The sequence below is a fragment of the Mucilaginibacter sp. RCC_168 genome (genome assembly GCF_041355315.1).
Lineage (GTDB): Bacteria > Bacteroidota > Bacteroidia > Sphingobacteriales > Sphingobacteriaceae > Mucilaginibacter.
The window spans coordinates 140,381-164,614 of record NZ_JBFUPN010000007.1; the positions used below are offsets into that span (position 1 = coordinate 140,381).

Below are 24,234 nucleotides of genomic sequence, written 5' to 3' on the forward strand. Positions count from 1 at the left end.
TATGAACAAATTTATTCAACGGCAATTAAAGTTAGGGAGTACTCAACTTTACTGTAACAATTAAAAGACCTCTTTACGCCATCGTAAAGAGGTCTTTTAATTGTTCAGTTTTCCGTTCAATTCAACCCTGCAGAAAACTGTTCGATTTTACAACTCATCGGAGTTCGTTATAAACTTCAAACTCAGCGATCGACGGTGGATTATCAAAGGTTTGTATAGCAATGCGCACTTTATCACCATGCACTTTTGGGAAACGGTGTAACTTCACTCTGCTCAGATTTTCGCCTTCAAATAGTGTTTTCCAGGTTTTGTTATCATAGTATTCCAGCCTGTATCTTTTAATATTGGCCTTACTCTCAAAAACCACAATGGTGTTAAAAGTTTGTGAAGTCCGGAAATCTATTTCATACCATGGTTGTTTAACTTTTGGATTGGATTGCCACGAGCTGTGAAAATTATCATCGTTAGCAAAATCCATAATGTTCATGTCATCGCTCCAACTGGAGTTGGCGGGCTGCTTTTTGGCCAGGTTAGTTGAAATAATCGGCGCACCGGTTTCTCTGAAGGTCGCCGGTTCTGCCTGATTATGGTAAAGCCTGCCTATCTCCTTTAGGGCAGCTATAGCGTTCTCATCAAAAAGGCCATCCCGGTTTGGTGCCACATTCAGAATAAAATTACAATTAGCCTTGTTCAGCGGTACCAGAGTTTCATTAACCAGTGTAGCCGGATCTTTGACTGCCGTGCTGGGAAAATCTGTTTTCCAGAACCAGGAACTCTGCAACGGCAAACAGGCCAGCGCGGGCATCGTATTGGTTTCTTTGGAAAGACGCTGCCCCGCCCCCATTTCATAGGTTTTGATATCGGTATAATACAAACCATCCGACGGGTACTTAGCGCCATTCAAATCCATCAGGATACAGTTGGGTTGCAGCGACTTAACCAGTTTATAGATCTGCTCAAAAGGCACATCATCATAAGAAATCCTGGACCAGGGGGCATCCCAGCCATCAATTATTAACGCTTCCACAGGACCATAGTTGGTTAGCAATTCAGTAAGCTGTTTTTTTACCATCTCAATGTGGCTGGGCAAAATCTCGTTTGGACGTAATTTATGATGGGTATCCAGGATAGAATAATAAAGCATCACCTTAAGCCCGTTCCTTCTGAACGCGTTTACAAACTGCCTCACCACGTCTTTTTTATAAGGGCTATGCATCACATTGTAATTGGTTGTTTTGGTATCCCAGATGCAAAAACCGCTATGGTGCTTGGTTGTTATACAGCCATAAGACATATTGGCCGACTTTGCTGCCTTGGCCCACTGATCCGCATCCAGTTTGGCGGGGTTAAAATCCGAGGCTGGTGTTTCCGGATCCGGCCAATCGGCATCCTCATAGGTAGGAATATTGAAGTGAATAAACATACCGAAACGGAGCTCTACAAACATCCGTTGTAATTTTGAAAGCTCAGGCTTTTCACTATCCTTTATCTGGGCCTTTATATCCAAAGAAAGGTAAAGACAGCTGATTAATGTTATAAAAAAGAATTTGGTTTTCATATGCGATAATAAATATTGTCCCCCGGTTAAAATTCCGTCAGGGTTCTCTCTTGAGTGCTTATCATAAGCGGCCAGTATTAAATGTTACTGACCGCTTGCTGATTTTATTTCCATAATGGATTCTGTGTTAAAATCCCCTTGGAAGCGTCGATAGCTGATTGAGGGATTGGCCACACATAAAACTTCGGGTTATTAAAATATCGGGTTTCAATCACCGTTTTAGGATATTTATTGATATGACCGTTTGCTGTACTGATGGCGGCAATTCCGGCAGACGCATCAACCGTATATATCGGCCCCTGCATCACTTGTTCGCCTATTTTCCATCTTATCAGGTCAAAATAACGCAAACCTTCCCCGGCCAGTTCTATCCGCCGCTCATGCCGGATAAATGTTCTCATGGTTGATTGGCTTACTGTTTGCTCATTGATAGCAAATGTCTGCGCTACTGTTGGCATTTTTGCCCTTGTCCGTATCCGATCAACAGCTGCTATTACATCTGCAGAAGGTCCGCCTGTTTCATTTTGCGCTTCCGCATAATTCAACAGCACCTCACCATAACGGAATGCTTTCCAGTTGTTTGTACCGGAACGAACGTAGTCATAATGGTCTACATTTTTTGCCCAGGAAAACCCGGAACGCGATCCCAGGTCCCCCCCAATTCTATCCCCGGCATTATTGAAAGGATCATATTGGTTGATATTCGGAAATTGCGGATAAGGAAAAATATCACCGGGGCATAAGATGCTCGCTCTTAATCGCGGATCGCGGTTATTAAATGGATCGGTGGCTACATAAGCCGGATCTTTGGTATACGGGTAGTAGCCATTTTTACTCTCGTAATCCGTTACCAGCTCGGCTGTCGGGTCCAAAATGTTCCGGCCGTTCATCAGCGCCTGAGAGCCAAGAATATCCCTCAAACTATTTTGACGAACAGACAGCGTGTACCCAAACGACCAGATGTCTTCTGATGAATAGTCCCCATCTTTTTGAAAAAAAGCATAATAATCCGGGTATAATTTGTAAATGTTCATATCCATCACTGCTTTTGCAGCCGCGGCGGCTTCAACAAACTGACCACTATAAAGATACACCCTGGCCTTTAGCGCCAGCGCAGCTCCTTTGGTCGCCCGTCCCTGATCAGCTCCCGTATAGGACACCGGTAGGTTAGCTGCAGCCTCGTCCAGCCATTGGATCACACTTTTAGTAATATCTGCCTTGGAAGTCTTTGGCAGATCAGCGGCGTTAGGGTCGGTGATCAGGCTGTTGACAAAAGGAATGTCGCCGTACAAGGTGACCATGATAAAGTACCGGTAAGCCAGCACAAACTTAACTTCAGCGGTAAGCCTGGCTTTCAGCGTTGCGTCCATACCAGGCACCTTATCCACATTGGCGAAAAAACTGTAGGCCTGCCTCATGGGCTCATAGCTCCACTCCTTGGAACTGATTGTTGGATCCTGTGTACTGTTGCCGAAGCGACGGGTTGTTGGATCATTAGTGATCCCATTATCACTCATGCCTTCATAATACACAAAATTGTCCTGGGGCATGTAGGTATACATTCTTGTAGCGAACATCACGGCGTCATCAGACGACTGCCAATAGGTGGCATCTGTGATCTGGTTAAGCGGGTTCTGATTCAGCAGGTCTTTTTTGCAACCTATCCCTAAAAAACAGGATATCAGCGCGCTCCATACTATCGTTAATTTCTTTATGTTATTGCTCATCATCATATTTTGTTAAGATCAATCATTGAAAATCTCCTGACTAAAAGCCAACGTTTAAACCGAGGCTCAGGTTCCGTACCTGCGGATAATTGGATCCGTCTCCATAGTTGGAGATTTCGGGATCGAGGCTTTTCGGAAAATTCTTGCTTGTGACCAGCAAAAGATTATCCCCTGCGGCGAAAACCCGTACCGATGCAACACCCAATTTCTTGGTCAGCCTGTTGGTAAACGTATAACCAAACTGGGCATTTTTGAACCTCATGTAAGCAGCCTTAAATAACCACCAACTGGAAAACTGTCCGTTGTTGATGGATTGATCAGTCCTCAGTATAGGATACCGTGCATTGGGATTAGATGGCGACCAATAATCGAGTTGCGATTGCAAGATATTTCCATCACCATTGTAGAAGAAAGGCACCTGGGCTCCGCCACTAACACGGGCAAGATTGCTCATGACACCCTGAAGTAATATTGATACATCAAAACCCTTATAGGATCCGCTAAGCGAGATGCCGTAACGATAATGTGGGGTTGCCTGACCTAAAACCACCCGGTCGTCGGGCGTGATCTTGCCATCACCGTTAACATCCTTGAATTTTATATCTCCTGGTTGATCCCTGGGATCCTGCGTGGCATGACTGGCGATCTCATCCTTCGATTGAAACAATCCTTCAGCCTGCAACCCGTACCATACCCAGCGGGATTGACCCACAATAAGCGGGTTATCTCCATAGCTTGGTCCCGTTCCGCCCAGATCCAGGATCTTGTTCCTGTTGTCTGAGAGATTCAGCGATGCGCGATAGTTAAAATCACCGATATGATTTTTGTAGGCTATATTGAGCTCAAAGCCCTGGTTCTGCATTTTGCCTACATTTTGTTGAGGCGCGTCAATACCATAGGTTTTAGGTACACTTGGCGATCTCAGTATTCCCGTTGTTCTGTCCCTGAAAAAATCGACATTGACATCCAGGTGCTGGAAAATCGTAAAATCAATACCCAAGTTGGCGGTTGTTTTTACTTCCCATGTTAAATCCGGATTGGGCGAATTATTGTAATAGGTAGTAGTTACACTGGCTTTGTTTAAGATATACTTGTCCTGTGCAATAGTATTGGCCCAGGGGTATAAACCACTGGCATTCTGGTTACCAACCTGACCATAGGAACCCCTTATCTTCAAGAAGCTGACCACATTTGTCAACGGTTTAAAAAAACTTTCCTCTGAAGCAATCCAGCCGGCAGATATGGATGGGAAGAAACCATATTTTTTATTTTGAAAAACAGAGGTACCATCATAGCGTGCATTGGCCTCCAGCAGATATTTTCCGTCAAAGTCATAATTGAACCGTCCGAACCATGACCGGATAGCGTAAGAGGTAGCGTTCCCGGAAACATTGGTCAATGTCGGGTCAGAAGAACCGGCATCTACCTGATCCAATGAATTATTTAAGAAACCATAACGGGTAATACTGTTGAAGTCATACCTATCCTCTTCCTGTGAGTAACCCAATAATGCCTTCAGATGATGCCTGCCAATTGACTTGGTATAGTTTAATGTCAATAATGTAGTAGGATGTTTCTGAGCATAATTCGCTTTATAGACACTATTGGGATTATTATTATAAACTACGATCTGCTCGTCATCATTATACAGCGGATATTTATTATTGAATGCTGAGGTGAAACTATTAGTATAATTATAACCATAGGTACCGTTCAGAACCAGGTTATCCAGTATCTTAAACTCAGCCAGGAAATTGGCATTGATGATATTGAGATTTTCATTCTGCACACCTGCTTTGGTCATGATATCATTCGGTTGATCCCCGCCCCGATAGCTGCGGTCATGCCCTCCTTTTGTATATGGATATTCGGTCACCGGAACGATATAAGACCATTGAAGTGCGCTTCCTATACCATAGGCCGGTTGTTCTTTGTCTTCTTTGGTCAGTACCGAATTGATGCCCAGTTTTAACCTTTTGGATACCTGTACGTTTACGTTCGCCCGGGTACTGTACCGCTTATAGTCGACATTTTTGATCAGGCCGCCCTGGTTAAGATAACCACCGGAAACAAAATAATCCACATTATTGGTTCCACCGGAGATGCTCAGGTTCTGCTGATTTTGTAGAGCCTGGTTATCCAGTATGTACGGAATCCAGTTAGTACTCGGCAATGCTCCTGATTTATATTTCTGAACCAGATCTGGCGTAAACTTAACCTGCGCTCCCGGATTATCATTCAACTGCGCCTGATTGTACAAATCTACAAACTGCGGGGCGTCAACAAACTTAGGCAACCTGGCAGGTCGCTGTGAACCAACCATCGTGCTATATTGCAGATCGGGTTTGCTATTTTGCTTCCCTTTTTTTGTGGTGATCAGTAATACACCACCGGATGCCCTGGCTCCATAGATGGCTGTTGCGGAGGCATCCTTCAAAATGCTGACTGAAGCGATGTCATTAGGGTTTAAATAGTCAATGCCAGTAACTGCCATTCCGTCAACAATGTAAAGAACAGGATTATTGGAAAGTGTACTATTACCCCGGATATCAACAGAAGTTGATCCATAACCGGGATTGCCGTCGGTTTGTTGAATGTTCAGGCCTGCAGCTTCACCCTGTAATATATTCAACACGGATGGAACAGCCCTGTTCTCAATCTTCTCGCTGGAAACCGTTTCCACGGAGCTGGTCAGGCTTGCTTTCTGCTGGGTTCCATAGCCAATCACTACCACTTCACTCAGATTAGCCGCAGCTGGTATCAGCGTAATTGCGATATTTTTGGTATCCGCGTTAACCGTAACCGGTTTTACATATTTAGCGAAACCTACCATAGAGACCTCGATCGTATACTCGCCCTCAGGTACATGAGTTAGGGAAAATTCGCCGTTACTATCGCTCACTATCCCCCTTTGAAAACTACCGTTCTTTAAGCTAACGGTAGCACCCGGCAAAGGAAGCCCCTTATCATCAACTACCTTGCCTTTCAGGTCAACCGCTGTCAATGCGGATACCAGGCGTTCCAAAAACGTCGGCTCCTTTTTTTGAACAACGATGGATTTCTTGGTGATTGAATAAGTAAAAGGCAGTCCTTTGAAGAGTTGTTCCAGCGCGGTTTCCAAACTAACATTTTTAACATTGACCGATAACCTGACATCGGAAATTTCGTTCTCTTCCCAGAAGAAACGGTAACCGGTTTCCTGCTGGATCTTATTGAAAATCTCTGTTAAAGGCGTATTACGCTCATTGACAGATACAAGCTGCGCGTAACTTTTGGCGGAAACCTGTACACATGCGATGGTCATTATTAAGACAGTCAATTTCATTACCATCAATAATTTCAGTACAGAACCGTGCCGCTTTTTGGCCAGTTCTGTACATAAGTTTAAATTCATACTTTTGTACGTTTGGGTGAATGTGAAACATTAAACAGTTTATTAATCTTTTTAACCCTGCTGGTTTCCAACCAGGTGGTTAAGGATTGACCCAGACAAATCCGGGGAAGGGTTCCAAGCGCTCCCCGGTTTCTTTTTTTTATCAACCTGTTGTTTGTGTTGCTCTGGTAAATTATTTTGTCATCTGCTTTGATTTTAGTTAAACCTTTCTGTTCATGATTGGTAGCGTGTATGCCTTACGGAATGATCACCAGGCGCTTGTGTTTGGAAGGCCCTGGCAAAGACAGTTCAATACGGTAATTGACTTTACCCAATTCCAGCACTTTGAGCACTTCCGATAAAGAGTAAGTTTTATCTATGGTTCCCGAAAATAAGCGGCTTCGTGATTGGCCCTCATATACAACCTCCACATCATACCACCTGGCAAGTTCACGCATTAAGGCATGTAACTCGGTGTGATCAAAATGGAATAACCCATTTTTCCACATGATGGCGTCCTCCGCATTTAAATGAAGGATGTTCAAGTCGATGCCATTATTAACGGCTTGTTCACCGGGTTTGAGCATGATGGCATTTGCTTTTGAAAGGACTTGTACAGAACCTTCCAGCAACGTGGTTTTCTGTGAATCTTCGCCAGGATACGCGTTGATATTGAAATGAGTGCCCAGAACCCGCACGTGCTGGGTGCCGGTAGATACATCAAAAGGTCTTGTTTTATCTTTGGCTACTTCAAAATATCCCTCACCCGTTAACCAGACTGTTCTTTGACCGCCCACGAAATGCACCGGATACGTTAAAGAAGAAGCTGCGTTCAGCCATACATGGGTTCCATCTGGAAGTTGTACTTCGTACTGTCCGCCATTTGGTGTAATAATAGTGTTCGTTGTGCCCTCGCCATGATCTTTCTGATCAGATGCCTGGTCATCAGACAAATAGGTTAATCTGGTACCGGTTGTTTTGGCAATCGTTACCCCTGATTCATTAGAAATCACTCCTGACTTTGAACTGCTCAAATCTATTCTTTTCCCATTTCCTAAAATCAATATCGCTTTGCTGCCACCTGGCTTAACATCATTTTTGGCCATTTGCTCTCCGTTAAACATGCCAAAAGTTCGTACGGTTAGGTAACCAATGGTAAGGAAAACGGCTAATATCGCGATAACAGCTAACCATCTCCCTCGTGTTTGAACAGTCAGCGGTCCGCTTTGCCTTCCCAACCTTTTGTCAATCTGTCGATCAATAGTTGATAGCAGCCGGTGCTCCATATTTTTGATTTCCTGGGGATACAGGGTATCTGTTAGCTTTTTGTTCTGATCAAATGTATCATACCAACTGTCCAGTTCCCGCAATTCGTTTGGAGAAGCTGTTCCATTATTAAACTTTTCAAGCAGGTGAAGTATTCTGGTATTATCGTTATCCATCAAAGGCTATTTAATAGGTATTAACTTGAAGGGGTAAAAGGTGCTACTCTGCGCAATTCCTTTTTTATCAAATAAACATAACTCACAGATAATGAGTTCAATAATTTAATAAAACGTTTTATTAAAAATGCCTAAAAAAAAGGATGAGGATCAGCATATCAAAATGATTTTCATGAAATTCAGATTTCATGACGCGCATTGCTTTAGTGATATGTTTTTTTACCGTGCTAACTGATATGTTTAACCGGGTTGCAATATCCTGTTGGGACAAGTGTTCAAACCGGCTTAGTAAAAATACCTCCCGGCATCTCTCGGGCAGTCTGCCTGCTGCAAGCCGCATGCGTTCCCTTATTTCCTTAACATCCAGCACCTCGTCTGGCATCATGGGACCGATGTGTGTTTCGCGCATGATCATATCCAGGTGATTTAAATGAACCTGCTGAGAACGATAGATATTATATACTTTATATTTGAGGGCGGTTTTTAGCCAGGATGCAAGATTGCCTCTTAACTCAACTTCATGCCGTCTTAAAAAGAAACTTACGAAAACTTCCTGTACAATTTCCTCTGAAGCTTCTTTTGATTTTAACCTTTGATAAGCCAGGTCTATTAGAATCTGCCAATAACGATGATAGATTTCTGCAAAAGCAACTCTGTCATCCCGGGACTTAACCAGGTCGACCAATATTTCATCTGAATAGCTTGGGGCTTTATAAGGACGCATTAAATCAATAGTACAAGATTGCAATAAGTCTAATATATATGTTTTTTCTTAAAACTGTCTCGCCTCACTGGAGATTCTGCAACTATTGACCACCGAGGGGTTTGAAAGGATACTACCGCTCAGGTAATGTTTGCAGTTAATGGCTGTGCAAAAGGCCTATAAATTTTCATCTACCAGTCAGGTGCAGATGCACAATCCAAGAGCCGGGAGCGGATCGGCCGGGTTTTCCAGTTCACGGTCGATAATTTCAAGGAACCTATTAGCCTGGAGAGGGTTGCAGCCATCGCTTGCCTGAGCGTACCTTTGCAACTGTTTCAAAAAATCCATTCAAAAAACCTGTATCGATTTCTTGAATGAGGCGTGGGTCAGCTATGCCTGCCACTTGCTGCTCGAGACGCTTAAACCGATACCTGCGATTGCCTATGTTTTAGGTTAAGGAAATTGTTTGTGACTTTAATTATGTACAAACATATATTTATTGTATAATGGAAATTATTACGATAAAACACCTTTTCGGGCAACTTTATAGGTAAACACGCTACATTTATGTACAAACAAATACTATATTTATTTATAATTGCAAATTCCTATTCAGCCAAATAAAAACCGGTTCTATTCAGAAAACGACTTTACAACATTCCTTTATAAACATTGAAAACAAATACTAAAAAAATCCTTGTAACTACCGTCATAATAATTGGCATTACTATTCAAGGATTGGCTCAACAAAGACACAAATTGGCTGTACAAATTATCGCAGACAAAAAGCTGGATACTGTATACAAAAAAGCTACAGATATTTTAAGCAAAGGCTTTAATGCGGGTGACGGCTATCCACAGGTTTGGATACGCGATTTTAATACTTTCATTGAAACCTCGTGTAAAGTTTACAGGCGTGACAGCATCAGGGCAAATCTTCTTACTTTTCTCAAGCTTCAACAAGCCAACGGTGAAATTGTAGACGGGTATGTATTAAAAGGTCATGTAACCTGGAATGATCCAAATATTTATGTCTCTTCAAATGAAAACTCCCATGTCGGTTTTAAGAATACCGTAGAAACAGACCAGGAAACGTCGTTAATACAGGCTATGGCCAAATATATCCGCATAACCGGTGATAAATCCATTTTGCAGGAAAAGATAGCAGGGAAAACCGCATTACAACATCTGGAGGTATCCATTAGTTATTTATTAAAAAACCGCTATTCAAAAAAATATCATCTTTTAACCGGAGCTACGACACAGGATTGGGGCGACGTACAGGTTGAAGGTGGCGCAGTAGTTGATGTTGATGAAAACACCCATTGGGCTATGGACATATATGATAACGCTATGTTTGTTATAGCGCTTGATGACATGGCCGGCTTTTATAAAACCGGGCCGGAACGGCAAAAGTGGCAACAGCTAAAAGCCATTACTATAACCGCTATCAGAAAATTCCTTTGGGATGCAAAAAATCATAAATTCATTCCGCATTTATACATTGGTAAATCACCTTTCCCGATAAGTTTCGATGAAAACAAAATCTACTTCCACGGTGGAACGGCAATAGCTATTGAGGCTGGGATCTTATCAAAACATGAAATCCGGCTTGTTAATCAGGACATGCTAAGGAATGTCAAACTATCCGGCGCGCCGTCTATTGGTTTAACACTTTACCCTGTGTATCCCGAAGGTATTTATAAAAACTCGACAGCATCAAAACCTTTTGTATATCAAAACGGCGGAGACTGGACCTGGTTCGGCGCCAGAATGATTCAGCAGCTTATAAGTCATGGCTTTATTAAAGAAGCTTATACTGAATTACACCCCATGGTCGCCAGAACAATTAAAGACAATGGTTTTTATGAATGGTATGGCGTTGATGGCAAACCCAACGGTTCCGCAGCTTTTAAAGGCTCGGCCGGGGCATTGGCAAAAGCGATTGACCAATTGAAAGAGTGGGCAAAAAACAATTAATTAATACCTAATATTGTCAGCAACGTGGCAGGTAATTTCCAGACAATATTAACCCGATGCCATCGAATCTTCCATGGATCACCAATAAACCGCTTACCCATGTAGTTTACAGGTGATTCATAGTTTTTTCTCATGTTGTTAAGTATTACAATGGGTTCTTTGCCGGCAGATCGCTTAATTCTAATTTCAGTTCACCGCCATTGATCAACTGGCTATGATAAAACCAAAATGTTTTCATTCGGTCACCATTTAATGTAGCCCGTTTGATATAGCAATCATTTTTATCTTTCCTGGATGACACGATCATAAAAGATCCCCCTTTGTAATAATCTTTGTTCAAATGAATCTTCACCGTATCAAACACGGGAGCTGTTATCTGCCAGGTTGGTTTTAAGGCAGCTCCACCCTGAAAATCGAACAAGCCAATCGCCATCAGTACACTGTAAGCTCCCATCATACCCTGGTCTTCGTCGCCATGATAACCATCCTCGGGAGTGATATTCGTAAATAAAGCAGATTTAATGGTACGTACCCATTTCTGAGTTAAATCAGGACGTCCGGCAAAGTTGAACATATAAGGAATACCCAGCGCAGGTTCATTTTCAAAATCGCCATAAGCCGTTCCGTGCTGGCCATGAGGCACCATAAACCGTTGCCCCTCCCCTTTGATCATTTGGGAATCCAGCCTGGCCACATATTTCTTTTCTCCCCCGAAAAGTTTAATCAGGCCTTGGGGATCCTGAGGAACATAGTGTGAATAATTCAGGCTGTTTGATTCGCAAAATCCAAGGGTATTAAATTCCTTATTTTGCGACACCGGCACGAAATCTTTTATCCACGTTCCGTCAAGATTCCTCGGATGCATATATCCAGTAGCCGGATTCCATATGTTTTTATAGTTTTGACCACGTTTAGCAAATAATTCTGCATCTGTTTTCTTGCCTAATGCTTTCGCAAACTCAGACAGGCACCAGTCCTGATAGGCGTATTCCAGCGTCATCGCGGCACCATCCTTGTGCATTCCCTCTCCCTCGATACCTTCCGGTATATAGCCTCTTTTAATATAATAATCTATCCCGCCGCCCTTTGGATTTTTCATGTCGTGCTCATAGCCCGCGTGCGAGCGAATACCACCCGGAAAAGCATTTTTACGAAGTCCCTGATAGGCCAGTTCTGCATCCCAGTTCCGGATCCCGAACTGGTAAGCCGACCCCATAAAAGGGGAAGCTACATCTCCGATCATCACAAAAGTATAATTCCCTCCGGAAGGTCCACGCGGTATGAGGCCTCCGTTGCGGTAAAGATCAAGCATGGTGTTGCAAAAGCCGTCCACCACTTCTGGATAGGCCAATCCCCACAGCAGGGACAGGTTCCAGTGGGCTCCCCAAAATGCATCGAAATTGTAATGCGGAAAAGGCCTGCCATGGTTATCTTTCAAAGTATATCTTGTCCGGGTTGATGCCCCGGTGTTATCGGGATAAGCACCATCCACATCACTGATGATACGGCGTCCCTGCAACGCATGCCACAAATCTGTGTAAAAACGTTTCTTCAAATCCTGATTTTCATTGCTCACTTCGATCCGACTCAACCAGGCATTCCAGTCATTTTGCGATTCGCGTACCACACGGTCAAAATCCCAGTGAGGTAATTCAGCAACCATGTTAGTACGGGATGCCGGAATACTGGTGTAAGAAAGTGCCACTTTCATCAAAATTGGCCGGGCGGTTTTATCGAACGTCACCCAAGCTCCTATATCTTTGCCGGAAATGGTATCGGCGTTTCCATTTAGAACCTCCCCTTTCCTCCATTTACCTAAAAATTTTATCGGTTGGGAGAATTGGGCTGTAAAATATACTGTAAACGGTTTTGGGCGACGGTACGTAGGCGCCATGGTCACAGAGCCTTCCAGTTCCGCTTCTGAAACTTTTCGCAGATTTGCCGATTGTATTTTATCCATTAGCGTAGCGCACAAATCAAAATATATCCCAGGTACCGAATCTTTGCTAAAAGTATAGCGATGCATTCCCACCCGGGTTGTAGAAGTCAGCTCGGCTTTCACATGATATGTTTTTAAGTCTACGCTATAATACCCTGCCTGAACCGTTTCCTGATCATGAGAGAATACCGACTGATATGCGTCTGTTCCTAAATGGCCTTTGGGCGTTCCGGTAAACGGCATTACTGCCAGTCCGTACAATTGCCAGCAATGAATATGACTAAAGCATTTAATTGTTGTATCTCCATAAAGATATCCGTTATTCCAGTCACCACCTAAACGTGTATCCGGGCTGAGATTTACCATACCAAAAGGTCTGGTCGCGGTATTAAAGAAAAACCAACGGCTGGTTTGTGTACCGGCAAGGGGACAAACATAATCTACCGGTCTGCGCGCTTGCTGAGCCCTGGCGTCGAGTGAAATTAAAATAATCGTAAATACAATTAAATTACGTATCATAAAATGCTTATTTATTATTTATTATTTATTATTTATTATTTATTATTTATTATTTATTATTTAACTCACTTTACACGAGGTCAATCTTATAGCTTTTTCCCGGATTTCCCAAAACTAAACAACAATATCATTTTTGGTCCTGTTTATGTTATAACCCGAGCTGTATTTTAACGCAACTCTAATTTCTCAGGAATTAACTTTTGCTTTGCTTATACTTATTCCCCTGCTAAAAACCCGGCTTTTCCAAAAAACTCCGGTAAATGAAAGTTCGGTTATTCCGATTCAACCTAATTCCAGACTACAAAATGCGGCTGAGGGTAAGTCATCAATGGTCCATTGTATCGTAAATTGTCGCATTTTACCCTTTAAATGTCATGATTCCCACTTGAAACCTATCTGGAACACATATAACTTTACAAAACAATAAAGCATTGCAAAAAGACATATGGAAAAGATAACCTCAAACGACATTCGTTTTGCTGATCTTAATGAAAAACGTTTCAACAAACGCTTTACCGGGAAACCTGAATATTTCTGCCTTCCGGAATCAACCTCAGATGTCGTAGCTGCTGTGCAGGAAGCCGTCAATACTCAAAAGAGAATAGTTGTCCGGAGCGGTGGGTATTGCCTTGAAGGATTTGTGTCAGACCCGTCCGTACAAGTACTAATTGATATGTCTCTGATGAAAAGTATCTCCTATGATGCTAAAAGATCAGCTTTTGAAGTAGAGGCTGGCGCCACTGTCGGTGAAACGTACCGCAGGCTCTTTTTAGGCTGGGGAGTGGTTCTGCCGTCTGGACAGCATCCCAACATAGGAATCGGCGGCCATGTACTGGGTGGGGCTTTTGGCTTTCTTTGCAGAGAATATGGATTGGCTGCAGATCATCTCCACGCTATAGAGTTAGTTGCCGTAGATTCATCCGGCAAGGCACACAGCGTTATTGCTACACGGGAAGAAAATGATCCAAACCGGGAGCTTTGGTGGGCGCATACCGGCGGCGGAGGCGGAAATTTTGGCATCGTTACCCGATACTGGTTCCGATCTGCGGGAACCGACGGTGCTAATCCTGCTACTGCTCTTCCGAAGGCACCCAAAACCATTACGACCTTTAGGGTTTCATGGGACTGGAATAATTTTGACGAAAAACTGTTTTCGCAATTAGTTCAAAACTTCGGTGCATGGGCGCAAAAGAATAGCAGCCCGGAATCGCCTTATAAGCAGCTATTCAGTTTGCTTTTTCTGAATCATCGCAACATGGGTAAACTGGAAATGAAAGGCGTTTCCACCGCGGGTCCAACGGCAATACAACTCATAGACGAACATCTCGCATCAATTGCCGGCCCTTTAGGCTTGTCTTATACGCGACAAGTGGAAGAGACTGCATGGCTACAATTTGCGCTTAACCCTTTTCCAGAACTTTTTCAGCCAGGGTATGACAAAGTAAAAGCTAAGATTAAAGACGCTTTTCTTCGCCGTCCTTTTACAGATGATCAGATTACGACGGCATATAAATATCTGACAAACAATGAGCCGGTAGGCGGTGGATTAGGTATGGCCACTTACGGCGGCCGGGTAAATGCCATAATGCCGGAAGCAACAGCCTCCGTTCAACGAGATTGTATCCTTGATATCGCATGCAATACAGGCTGGGGAGAACCGGAAGGTGAAGCCGCAAGCCTTAGCTGGGTACGCAATTTCTATCAAGACCTGTTTGCCGCCTCGGGTGGCGTTCCTGTGCCCAACGAGCAGACCGGTGGCTGCATGATCAATCATCCTGATACAGACCTGACTGACCCGCAATGGAATCGTTCGGGTATCCCATGTCAAATCCTATATTACCGAGATAATTACCCCCGATTGCAGCAGGTGAAACAAAAATGGGATCCTAATAACGTGTTTCATCATGCCTTGTCAATTAGTCTCTGATAGGTTGTCATACTCCCGTATGTTCATGCTTGTAATGCCATTAATGGGTGCTATTGGCTTTTTAAAGAATTGGAAGATATTACAGTTCTTCGCTATGTTCTTTATCGTGTATGGCATGTTTGGCAATGCTATAGGGCACCTTATATTCTGTATAAAGACAGGCGGTTACTTTCCCGGCATTTACACAAGCTTTCTAAACCTTGCTCTCACACCTGTTATTATCAAGAAACTATATGCCCTGAAATAAAAACAGTATATATATACATTCGACGTTTAGACAAGAACTTCTTCTATATGGCGAAGAACGATTTTCAATATTAAAACATTTCAATACCGTACAGTTTTGTATTATCCTTTCTTTTTCAAAGAGGCAAGGAACGTAAGTAAATCAGCAAATTCTTGTTTTGACATCGTTTGAGCTAATCCTGCAGGCATCATAGATGTCGACACTTTTTTTATTTGCTTAACATCATTGGTTTTAATTTTCTGAACAGAACCTCCAGGGTATTTCAATTCGATATCTGTCTCTGTCCGGCTTGAAATGATCCCCACCAGGGTTGATCCGTCTTTCATAGTTAGTTGTGAGGTCTCATATCCGAAATTAATACCCGCAGAGGGGTTAATAATAGCATCAAATAATCCTTCCTTTGGTAATTTCGCACCTATTTCTGATAAATTAGGCCCAAATTCAAAACCATCTTTATTAACTCTATGACATACGGAACAAGTTCTGAGGAAAACGGCCTTACCTTTCAGGGCATTTCCTTTTAAAGCAAGTATGGCATTAAGATTAGCAGAAGGCATCTTGGTTTTAGCAATTTTGGCAACATTAGTATTGGGTAAAAAGGCCTTTGCTTTATCCAATGTGCTTTTTCTGAGTGTTCCGCTCAAGCCAGCAACAGCCGGCGTAATTAAACTCTGAGGCAATTTTTTTCCCTGGAGCATTTCCAGAACGCGGTCTTCCCCATTTTGGCTTTTACCCAGCATTTGTGCCGCTTTTTGACGTGTGGGCATGCTGTACTGGTTTGATAAAACCACCTTTGACAGGATAGCTGTTGACTCATCGTTGCCTATTACGCCAAGCACTGCTAAAACATTGGATGCCTTTTGCTGATCTTTACCTTTAATAACATTTAGGAACCGAAGATCTTCATTAGCTTTAAGTAATACCCTGGCTGCATCGGCCCCGATTCCTCCGCTCTGATATCCTCCGTTACTCTGAATACCATTGGATTTTACCAGATCCATCAATTTATCAGCCTCTGTGGTAATATTATATTGTTTTACCATATCAACAAAATCCTGTGTTCCGGTGTATGAATCTAAAACCTGTTTCAACTGTTCCTGGGATACAGGTGAGCCCGATATATCCTGAGGATTTAATGACTTCAATACGATGGCACTCAATTTTAAATCTTTACCGTTATTTTCTTCTAATAGTTTGACCAAAGCTTTGGATCTATCAGCTTCCGTATAAAAGTCAAAAGCTCTGAGGTATCTCAAACGGGATTTTAATGGAACATTTGCATCTGAAGCCAGTTTTACCAGATATGGAAGCGCGGTATTTGTACGTGCGCGCCATATGATGTCCCTGCCCCCGGCTGTTAATAAAGGATCTGGTACTACTTTCAGATAGGCTGCAAAGAATTGGTCCCATTGCTTGTCGGCCCCAATACCCAGTGCCTCTAAATACCATTTGTCCTTGCCATCATGTTTCGCGGCGAGTGCCGCCCATATCGTCTCAGCCTCCGGTTCTTTCCGGTGCCGTAACGCAATCGCACAATCGCGCCTTACCTGCGCGTCCGGATCATTTACCAGGGCTTTTGCAAGTTTAAGCACATCGGTATTTACTTCTCTTGCTGCTCTTAGCCCGGTTATTCTCAAATCAGGATCAGAATCCCCGATGGCTTCGGAAAGATATTTTGTGGCCTTTGCTGATTTGGAAAGCACCCATAGGGCTCTTGCACGCATACGGGAACTGGTCGATGTTGTCCAAAGTTTTTCCAGCTCTGCGATTCCGGCGTCTCCCATGCTGCTTAATGCGATGAAGGCATGCCTTCGAACGGCAAGATTTGGATTTTGCAAGGCAATGATTGCGCCTTTAGGAGTAGTAAAGTCCTGTTCAGGTATTTTATAAGTGGCTTTCATACCTTCCGGAACAACCCGGTATATACGGCCACGCTGAAGATCCCCAACCCGGTGTCCTCCAACGCCGGGATCATACCAGTCGGCTACAATTAAAGAACCATCCGGTGCTGTGCAGACATCCACCGGGCGAAACCATTGATCCCGCTCTCCATCAAGCATGTTAAGGATGCCGGCGGTATATCCCGCGCCGGCCTTTTGAACGGGATAGGACCGGACAACATTATGTCCTGGTTCTGCATGGATCATTGAATTTTGAAATTGCCGTGGCAACAGCGTCCCTTCATAAAATGCCATTCCGGAAGGAGAACCGGATCCCGTTTGTAACAGATTTGGAATGACGCCAGGGTCATTTTGGTGCCAGTGACGAAGCGGAATAGAATCTTCTATGTTAATCCGCTTGGTTGTCCAGCTGGCCCCGGTCATTTCATCGGTGTATCCATAATTTCCGTATTCCATAACATAATTGATTCTGACGCCTTTGTTCCCGTCATCATCATTATCACTTTGCCATATATTTCCATAACTATCGACGGCTGATTCGTATTCGTTTCTAAAGTTGTGGCCCAGGCATTCCACATGAGTACCGTCCGGATCACAGCGAAATAACATTCCTTCTTTGTATTTTTTAGGACCAATCTCATCGCCATCCTGATCCAGTACAACCTCATTATTTTTATCTCTGAGGGTTTTACCGGCGTTCCCAAAATTGAAATATAGTTTACCATCGGGGCCGAATGCAAAACTGTGCATTCCGTGATCATGTTGTATACCACTTATCCCTTGAAATAATATTTCTTTTCGGTCGGCTTTACCGTCATTGTTATCGTCATAAAAAGCCCATACGTAGGGGCTTTGCGATATCAGTACCCGGTTACCTAATACGCACACACCTAAAGGTGCATTAACCTCGGGACCCTGATAAAACACCGTGCTGGTTTCCAAGCTTCCGTCTCCATCCTTATCTTCCAAAATTACTATGCGGTCGCCTGCCTCTCTGGGTTTGTTTTGGTTAATCTCAAACCGGTAATTATAGGCCTCCGTTACCCAAACCCTTCCTTTTTCATCCACGTCGATATTAGTAGGGTTGATTAACATTGGTTCTGTCGCCATCGTTTCAACCCGCAGCCCAGGGGCCACATCGAGCTCTTTCAAGCCATTTTTAGCCAAATGCTTTTGTGATTCAGTGAGCGGCGTATCAATCGCCGATAAATTATACGATAAGTGGTTACCGGATATGTTAGTAAAGGCCAACAATATGACTAACAAGGGCATCGCTGCCGCTAATCCTCTTATTTGTAAAACACGTTTCTGTTTATTGTTATCCATTTTTTTTATTTAAAAAACACTTGTTTCCCGTTTGGCTTTGGGCAAGAAAACTTATGTCAGCTGGTCGTTCCTGCAGGCGTCCTAACAAATAATCCATAGATGGATTTTCGTCCGGATCGGTTATTGCGTAAATAATTGGCTTGAACTAAAAAATTTAGTGATTGCAAGACCAATATATAAATAAAAAATTAAAAGTGTGAAAAACACAATTATTTTAAAATTTGATAACCTAAGATCGGCTGAAATAAAAACAGCGCATATATTCAAAGTATAGAACAGTATATAAGCTCTGGTAAATCTATTCAAGAATTCCATAAGAGGTCAAAGGCCTAAAATTTTTCTGTCAATGCTTAACATCAATGCATGGCTGTTATTTAGCTTGTAATTAAAAAAAGCCGAAAGAAAAAATTGGAAGTAGTTCCTATTAAACGTCTCACCGGTTTGCGTTTGTTCTCCCTTTCCGTTTGCGCCGAAATAGTGTGGTCTCATTCATCATAATCTCCGACATATATTGTTTTAGTCATATTAAGATTAATTTACTTCGTTTGGTTCATCATGGATCCGCTAAAACTTCAAAATAGCTGATAAAATGAAAAATGCGCTCCGTATCTCACCCTGGAGCGCACCACATAGCGTGTCAACTAAATCTCAGATCTCAATCAAATGGACCTAAGTTCTTTTGCGTGATGGCGTCCTGACCGGAGGCCTCGCACCAGCAGATAACGATGACCGGCAATTTATTCGCTCCTCAGACTTTTTATAGGATTGGCAACAGCTGCATTGATTGCCTGAAAGCTTACAGTTATCAAAGCCACCAGTAAAGCGCTGAGGGCGGGTAAGACGAACATCCACCATTCTATAGCGGTACGATAGGCATAACTCTGTAACCAATTATACATAAAGAACCAGGCAACCGGAAATGCAATAATACAGGAAAGCGTAACCAGTTGCAGGAATTCTTTCGCCAATAAGGCCATTAAGCCTGCAACAGAGGCGCCCAGTACTTTGCGTATCCCGATCTCTTTTGCCCGGCGTTCAGCCGTGTAGGCAGCCAGCCCGAACAGGCCAAGGCAGGAAATAAATATGGCAAGCATCGCAAATAAGCCGGCAAGTTTACCGATAAGCGTTTCATTGGAAAACAGTTTGTCAAAATCTTCATCAGCAAACCGGTATTCAAATGAAAAACCAGGATTTTCCTTATTCATCACTTCGGCTGTTTTTGCCAATGCCTGTGATAAGTCGACTTTAGGTTTAAAACGAACAGCCATAACGGTAGGCGCACTATTGTTGTTTAACAGGATAATCGGCGCACTGCCGCCATAGATATCGTTGTAAACAAAGTCTTTAATAATACCAACGACGGTCAGCACATGTCTGCCGGCATTAATGAGACTACCCACCTTTCCCTCCTTCCCCATTGTTCTGGCCATACTTTCATTGATGATAACGCTGCTGCTGTCTGTAGTTCCGGGATAAAAATCGCGTCCGCTTACCAGTTTCATCTGCATCGTTTTTAAATATTCTGCGCTGACAACATTGGAATGAATTGGTAATTTGGCATTGGGGTTTTTCCCTTGCCAGGTAAATCCGTCACCGGTGCTGTAAACATGCAGCGCATCGTGCAGGCTGGTTGCAGCATTTTCAACATAGCCTGTCGCCACCAGGCTATTTTTGATCGTGCTGAAGTGCGCTTTCATATTCCCCTGGATATCCATATAGATCAGGTTGTTCTTGCTGTACCCAATATTCCTGTCTTTGATATGCTGAACCTGTTCATACACAACAATGGTAGCTACGATCAGCATGACAGAAGTGGCAAACTGGGTTACAACAAGCCCTTTGCGAATGAAGACGACATTTATGGAGTTTTTGATCTTCATCCCTTTCAGCACGTTTACCGGATTAAAGGATGACAGGTAAAAGGCCGGATAACTGCCCGCAATCAAGCCGGCAAGCAGGCCGATGCCAAGCAAGCCGCCGAAATGTAGCGGATCAAAAAGGTTTACAGCTAATTGCTTTTGTACAAGGTCATTGTAAAAGGGGATCAATAAGTACAGCAGTACCACCGCAAATAACATCGAGATCAATGACAGCAGTACGGATTCACTGATGAATTTTCCAATTAAGCTTATTTTATTCGCTCCCATTACTTTAAGCACCCCGACCTCTTTGATACGCTGTTCTGAGCGTGCCGTGGAAAGGTTCATGAAATTGATGCAGGCGATCAAAAGTATAATAACAGCTATCATGGAGAAAAGCTTCACATATTTAATCGCCCCGCCCTCCTGCACGCCGTTCACAAAATTGCTGCGCAGATGCCAGTCGTTCATGCTGAATAAAAAGCATTGATTAACCGCTTTATCCACCTTGGTGCTCAAATAATTCTTCAGGATCTTATTGACCTCGGCCGGGTTGGTAGTTGGAGAAAGTTGAACGATTGTTTCTGTCAGATTGTTATTCCATGGTTTCAGCCAGGTATTTGCATCCTCCCAGGTAGTATAGGGTGACAGCCATTGAAAATGATAATAACAATTAGCGGGAAGATCTTTGAACACGCCGCTTACCGTGTAAAGCCCGTCAACGCTGTAGGCACCCTGTGCATTCATCTTAATGGTTTTGCCAATGGGATTGCCGTTGCCAAAAAACTTACTGGACATCGTTTCGCTGATCACAACATCTTTAGGATGGCTTAACGCTGTTGCACGGTCACCATAGATGAAGGGCAAATCATACATAGTAAGTATAGAAGGATCGGCATACATGCCGTTTTCTTTAATTAATTTCTCACCCGACACGACCAGCTCATCCATAGCCCAGCTCAAGCGGCCACTATTGACAATGCCGGGTACGTCCGCCTTTAAAGCGGCAGCCAGCGGGCCGGGTGTGGATCCGTTGGTGTTAATACCGGCATCACTTTTTTCATTTTGCATCACGTGGTACAGGTAATCCCGCTTTGCAAAATTGTGGTTAAAGGTAAGTTCATCTTCCACCCACAGGAATATCAGGGCCGCACAGACCGTGCCTACAGCCAGGCCGGCAATATTTAAGATACTGTAGACCTTATTCTTTTTTAGATTTCGCCAGGAAGTTTTGAAATGATTTTTAAACATGGGATTGCGCTTTACTTTGTCAGGAGACCACCGCGGGGTAGTTTCCTGATTCAAAATTAACGGTGACAGCACACGGCGACTGCCCAAATCATAAGTTGGGAACTCTTTTTTTATGGCGTTTTTGTATTCAACGGGACTTTTTCCGGTTAGCTGCCTGAAAATTCGGTTAAAAGTGCTTTGGGAATTAAATCCGGATTCATAGGCTATACCGAGCAAGGTGAGGTGATCATATGCCGGGTCCTGCATTCTTCGGGCCGCTGCCTGAACGCGGTATTCATTCACAAAGTCATTGAAGTTCTTTTTGAGTGCGGTATTGATGATGCGCGAAAGTTCATGGGGATGTAATTTAATTTTGCCGGCTAAAGAATTTAAACTGAGGTCCGGGTCTTCGTAATAGCGGTTCGATCTCATCGCATTTTTCAACCAGGCGCTTCGCTGCTTCAGTTCTATTGGGATCAATGCATACTGAGACGGCGTCTTTTCAACCGGTCTGCTAACTTCGGGCCGCAAACATATGATCATCCCATTCCGGATTAAAACTACCGCAAAAAATAAATACAAAGGATAACAGGAGCGTCCACCGATTGGATGATGATAATAAAAATGATCCGCTACAGTAAATGGTATCCACAGCAGCCATAAAAGACCAAAATACATGAGCAAGCGATCCAGCCATTGGAGTTCATACCGGTAGCGGTCACCAGCTATAAATTTCATCCGCTGATAATAGTTTTCAATCAGTTTGCGGCATAAGTGTAAATAAATGATAACCGAAAGAAATACCAGTATTTGAAGTACCGGATTCCATTGCTGAAAGATGAGCGTATCGTAGGTAGGTTTACCAGTTTTGCCGCTTTCATTGATCTGTAACATAAGGGCGCCCATCTCCAGTAATAAAGGGCTGAAATGGAGCAGATCCTTCCAGCGAAAGGGGCATTGTGGGCGGGTTATTTTTAAGACATAGAAAAAGATCAGGGGTCCGATTGCCAGTGAAAAACTCAACGGCACCCAGCCCCAACGGGGGAAATACGATTCCAGGCCGACATCCCTTAAGACTATCCCAACCAGGTCCAAAATGATCAAACCTAATGCAGAACTTAAAAACCGGTTTGCAATCCGGTCTGTCTTCTTAGCGAATCCTAATTGCAGCGCAAATGAAAGCCCGATAAAAATCACGCCCAGGAAGGCCAGATCATAAACGTTGATATGTAACTTGTATGAATTCAAGTAAATGTATTGCCCAAATGCCGTTCCAAAGTTTTAACTCATTGATAGATAAAAAATTACAACTTATCAAAGGAAGACACTTGTAACAAAAGCGAACGCATCAATGTCCGGTATCAGCATATCGCATGACTGGTCCGGAACTACATCGCAAATAATAAAGCACCGGCAGTTGATAAAAAATAAAGCCTGTAAATCAATGACTACAGGCTTTTGTTTGTTTCTGACAACATAAGTTGCGGTGAGGGAGGGATTCGAACCCTCGGTACAGTTTCCCGTACGTCAGTTTAGCAAACTGATCCTGCTGTAGCGGGTTATATGTAAACCTACTCAGAACCCGGTGAAAGCACACGGCACGCGTGCGCCAACTGAAAGTTATATCGCAAAATTTTTATGCTTTTTAACATTAATTTCTAAAATAATCGCTGGCTTTAATAACGGCTTCCACCCATATCCCTGAATAAGGATTCAACACAAACTCACTCACACCAATCCGGTTTGCGCCAGGCGCCCAATTGTAAGTATAACCCATTCGTGTCCATGGATAATACACCTCAGTACCCGTGAGCGGTTGGAAATAGGATGTGATGATATAATTATTAAACCAAAGCTTATATTCCGGACTTGCATTTAATGATAATGTACCCGAAGCTTTTGGTATGGTGACGTCGGGACTTCCTGCAGGCCGGAAAACATTGTCGACCTGCACCCAAAATTGTGCTATATGGGTATCCCCTGATACAGGCGGCAGGCCCAGCATTTCATTTAATTTAAGAATAGTATCGGTTTTAGAGGTCATTTTACTTCGCAGCCGGTACTGCATTTGGCCGGGAATAAACAGCCAGACCTCGTTTGTTGTTCTGGTTGAATCTCCCACCGGATACCCTTGGAGATCGCCGGTAAACGTAGCCATCAATACGTAATTTTTTCCATTAATTATTTTCCACTTCAACACAGAATTAGCTGATGTTAACGTCATCAACGTATCGATGTTTTGGGTGCTGTCGGCAATCATGGCAAGTTTTGTTGCCACATGGTAAGCCTTTGTAAGTTTTTTACTTTGTGCGTTCACCATGGTGCTTTTGCATACAAATGGAAACAGCAGAATAATAGCCAGTAGTTTTTTCATGATAAGAGGTTTAGATTTTATCATGAATTTAAATATTATTTGTAAAAAGCATATTACTTTGAAAATAAAATCTGTGCCTCAGCTAACCCCGCTACCGCAAGCGTCCCGCTTGTGGTTTTCATGCTGAGT

The 24,234-nt window shown here is 43.2% G+C and carries 12 protein-coding genes; 2 read left to right on the forward strand and 10 right to left on the reverse strand.

The features are described from left to right. Positions 1–154: 154 nt before the first annotated feature. From AB6735_RS08205 to AB6735_RS08225, 5 genes are all read right to left on the reverse strand, one after another. Entirely contained in the window at positions 155–1,558 is a 1,404-nt protein-coding gene (locus AB6735_RS08205; RefSeq protein ID WP_370995447.1) for an alpha-L-fucosidase, read from the reverse strand. Between the two features lie 104 nt (positions 1,559–1,662). Then, positions 1,663–3,285: a RagB/SusD family nutrient uptake outer membrane protein gene (locus tag AB6735_RS08210; protein ID WP_370995448.1), complete on the reverse strand. Its 1,623-nt coding sequence runs from the start codon at positions 3,283–3,285 to the stop codon at positions 1,663–1,665. Positions 3,286–3,325: 40 nt separating this feature from the next. Beyond that, complete coding sequence (locus tag AB6735_RS08215; RefSeq protein ID WP_370995449.1) at positions 3,326–6,679, reverse strand: TonB-dependent receptor; 3,354 nt, start codon at positions 6,677–6,679, stop codon at positions 3,326–3,328. Positions 6,680–6,915: 236 nt separating this feature from the next. Next, positions 6,916–8,100, reverse strand: coding sequence for a FecR family protein (locus AB6735_RS08220; protein WP_370995450.1), 1,185 nt, complete (start codon positions 8,098–8,100; stop codon positions 6,916–6,918). Positions 8,101–8,221: 121 nt separating this feature from the next. Further along, positions 8,222–8,824, reverse strand: a complete 603-nt coding sequence (locus tag AB6735_RS08225) for an RNA polymerase sigma-70 factor (RefSeq protein WP_370995451.1) — start codon at positions 8,822–8,824, stop codon at positions 8,222–8,224. A gap of 738 nt (positions 8,825–9,562) precedes the next feature. Here AB6735_RS08225 and AB6735_RS08230 point away from each other — a divergent pair. Next, a complete protein-coding gene (locus tag AB6735_RS08230) occupies positions 9,563–10,783 on the forward strand; it encodes a hypothetical protein (protein WP_370995452.1) in 1,221 nt (406 codons plus the stop codon). Positions 10,784–10,928: 145 nt separating this feature from the next. Here AB6735_RS08230 and AB6735_RS08235 read toward each other — a convergent pair whose 3' ends face one another. Beyond that, the gene (locus AB6735_RS08235) at positions 10,929–13,241 is read right to left on the reverse strand and encodes a GH92 family glycosyl hydrolase (RefSeq protein ID WP_370995453.1); all 2,313 of its coding nucleotides are present in this window, start codon (positions 13,239–13,241) and stop codon (positions 10,929–10,931) included. A 445-nt stretch (positions 13,242–13,686) separates the two neighbouring features. Between AB6735_RS08235 and AB6735_RS08240 the strand changes: the two genes are divergently transcribed. Further along, complete coding sequence (locus tag AB6735_RS08240; protein WP_370995454.1) at positions 13,687–15,168, forward strand: FAD-binding oxidoreductase; 1,482 nt, start codon at positions 13,687–13,689, stop codon at positions 15,166–15,168. A 348-nt stretch (positions 15,169–15,516) separates the two neighbouring features. On the opposite strand, the gene AB6735_RS08245 is transcribed toward AB6735_RS08240, so the two are convergent. The 4 genes from AB6735_RS08245 to AB6735_RS08260 form a co-directional block, all read right to left on the reverse strand. Continuing rightward, positions 15,517–18,642 carry a PVC-type heme-binding CxxCH protein gene (locus AB6735_RS08245; RefSeq protein ID WP_370995455.1) on the reverse strand — a complete coding sequence of 1,042 codons (3,126 nt, stop codon included), beginning with the start codon at positions 18,640–18,642 and terminating at the stop codon, positions 15,517–15,519. Positions 18,643–18,963: 321 nt separating this feature from the next. Beyond that, entirely contained in the window at positions 18,964–19,131 is a 168-nt protein-coding gene (locus AB6735_RS08250; RefSeq protein ID WP_370995456.1) for an outer membrane beta-barrel protein, read from the reverse strand. 248 nt (positions 19,132–19,379) lie between these two features. Then, positions 19,380–22,979 carry an ABC transporter permease gene (locus AB6735_RS08255; RefSeq protein ID WP_370995457.1) on the reverse strand — a complete coding sequence of 1,200 codons (3,600 nt, stop codon included), beginning with the start codon at positions 22,977–22,979 and terminating at the stop codon, positions 19,380–19,382. Between the two features lie 403 nt (positions 22,980–23,382). Then, a complete protein-coding gene (locus tag AB6735_RS08260) occupies positions 23,383–24,105 on the reverse strand; it encodes a hypothetical protein (protein ID WP_370995458.1) in 723 nt (240 codons plus the stop codon). Between the last annotated feature and the right edge of the window lie 129 nt (positions 24,106–24,234).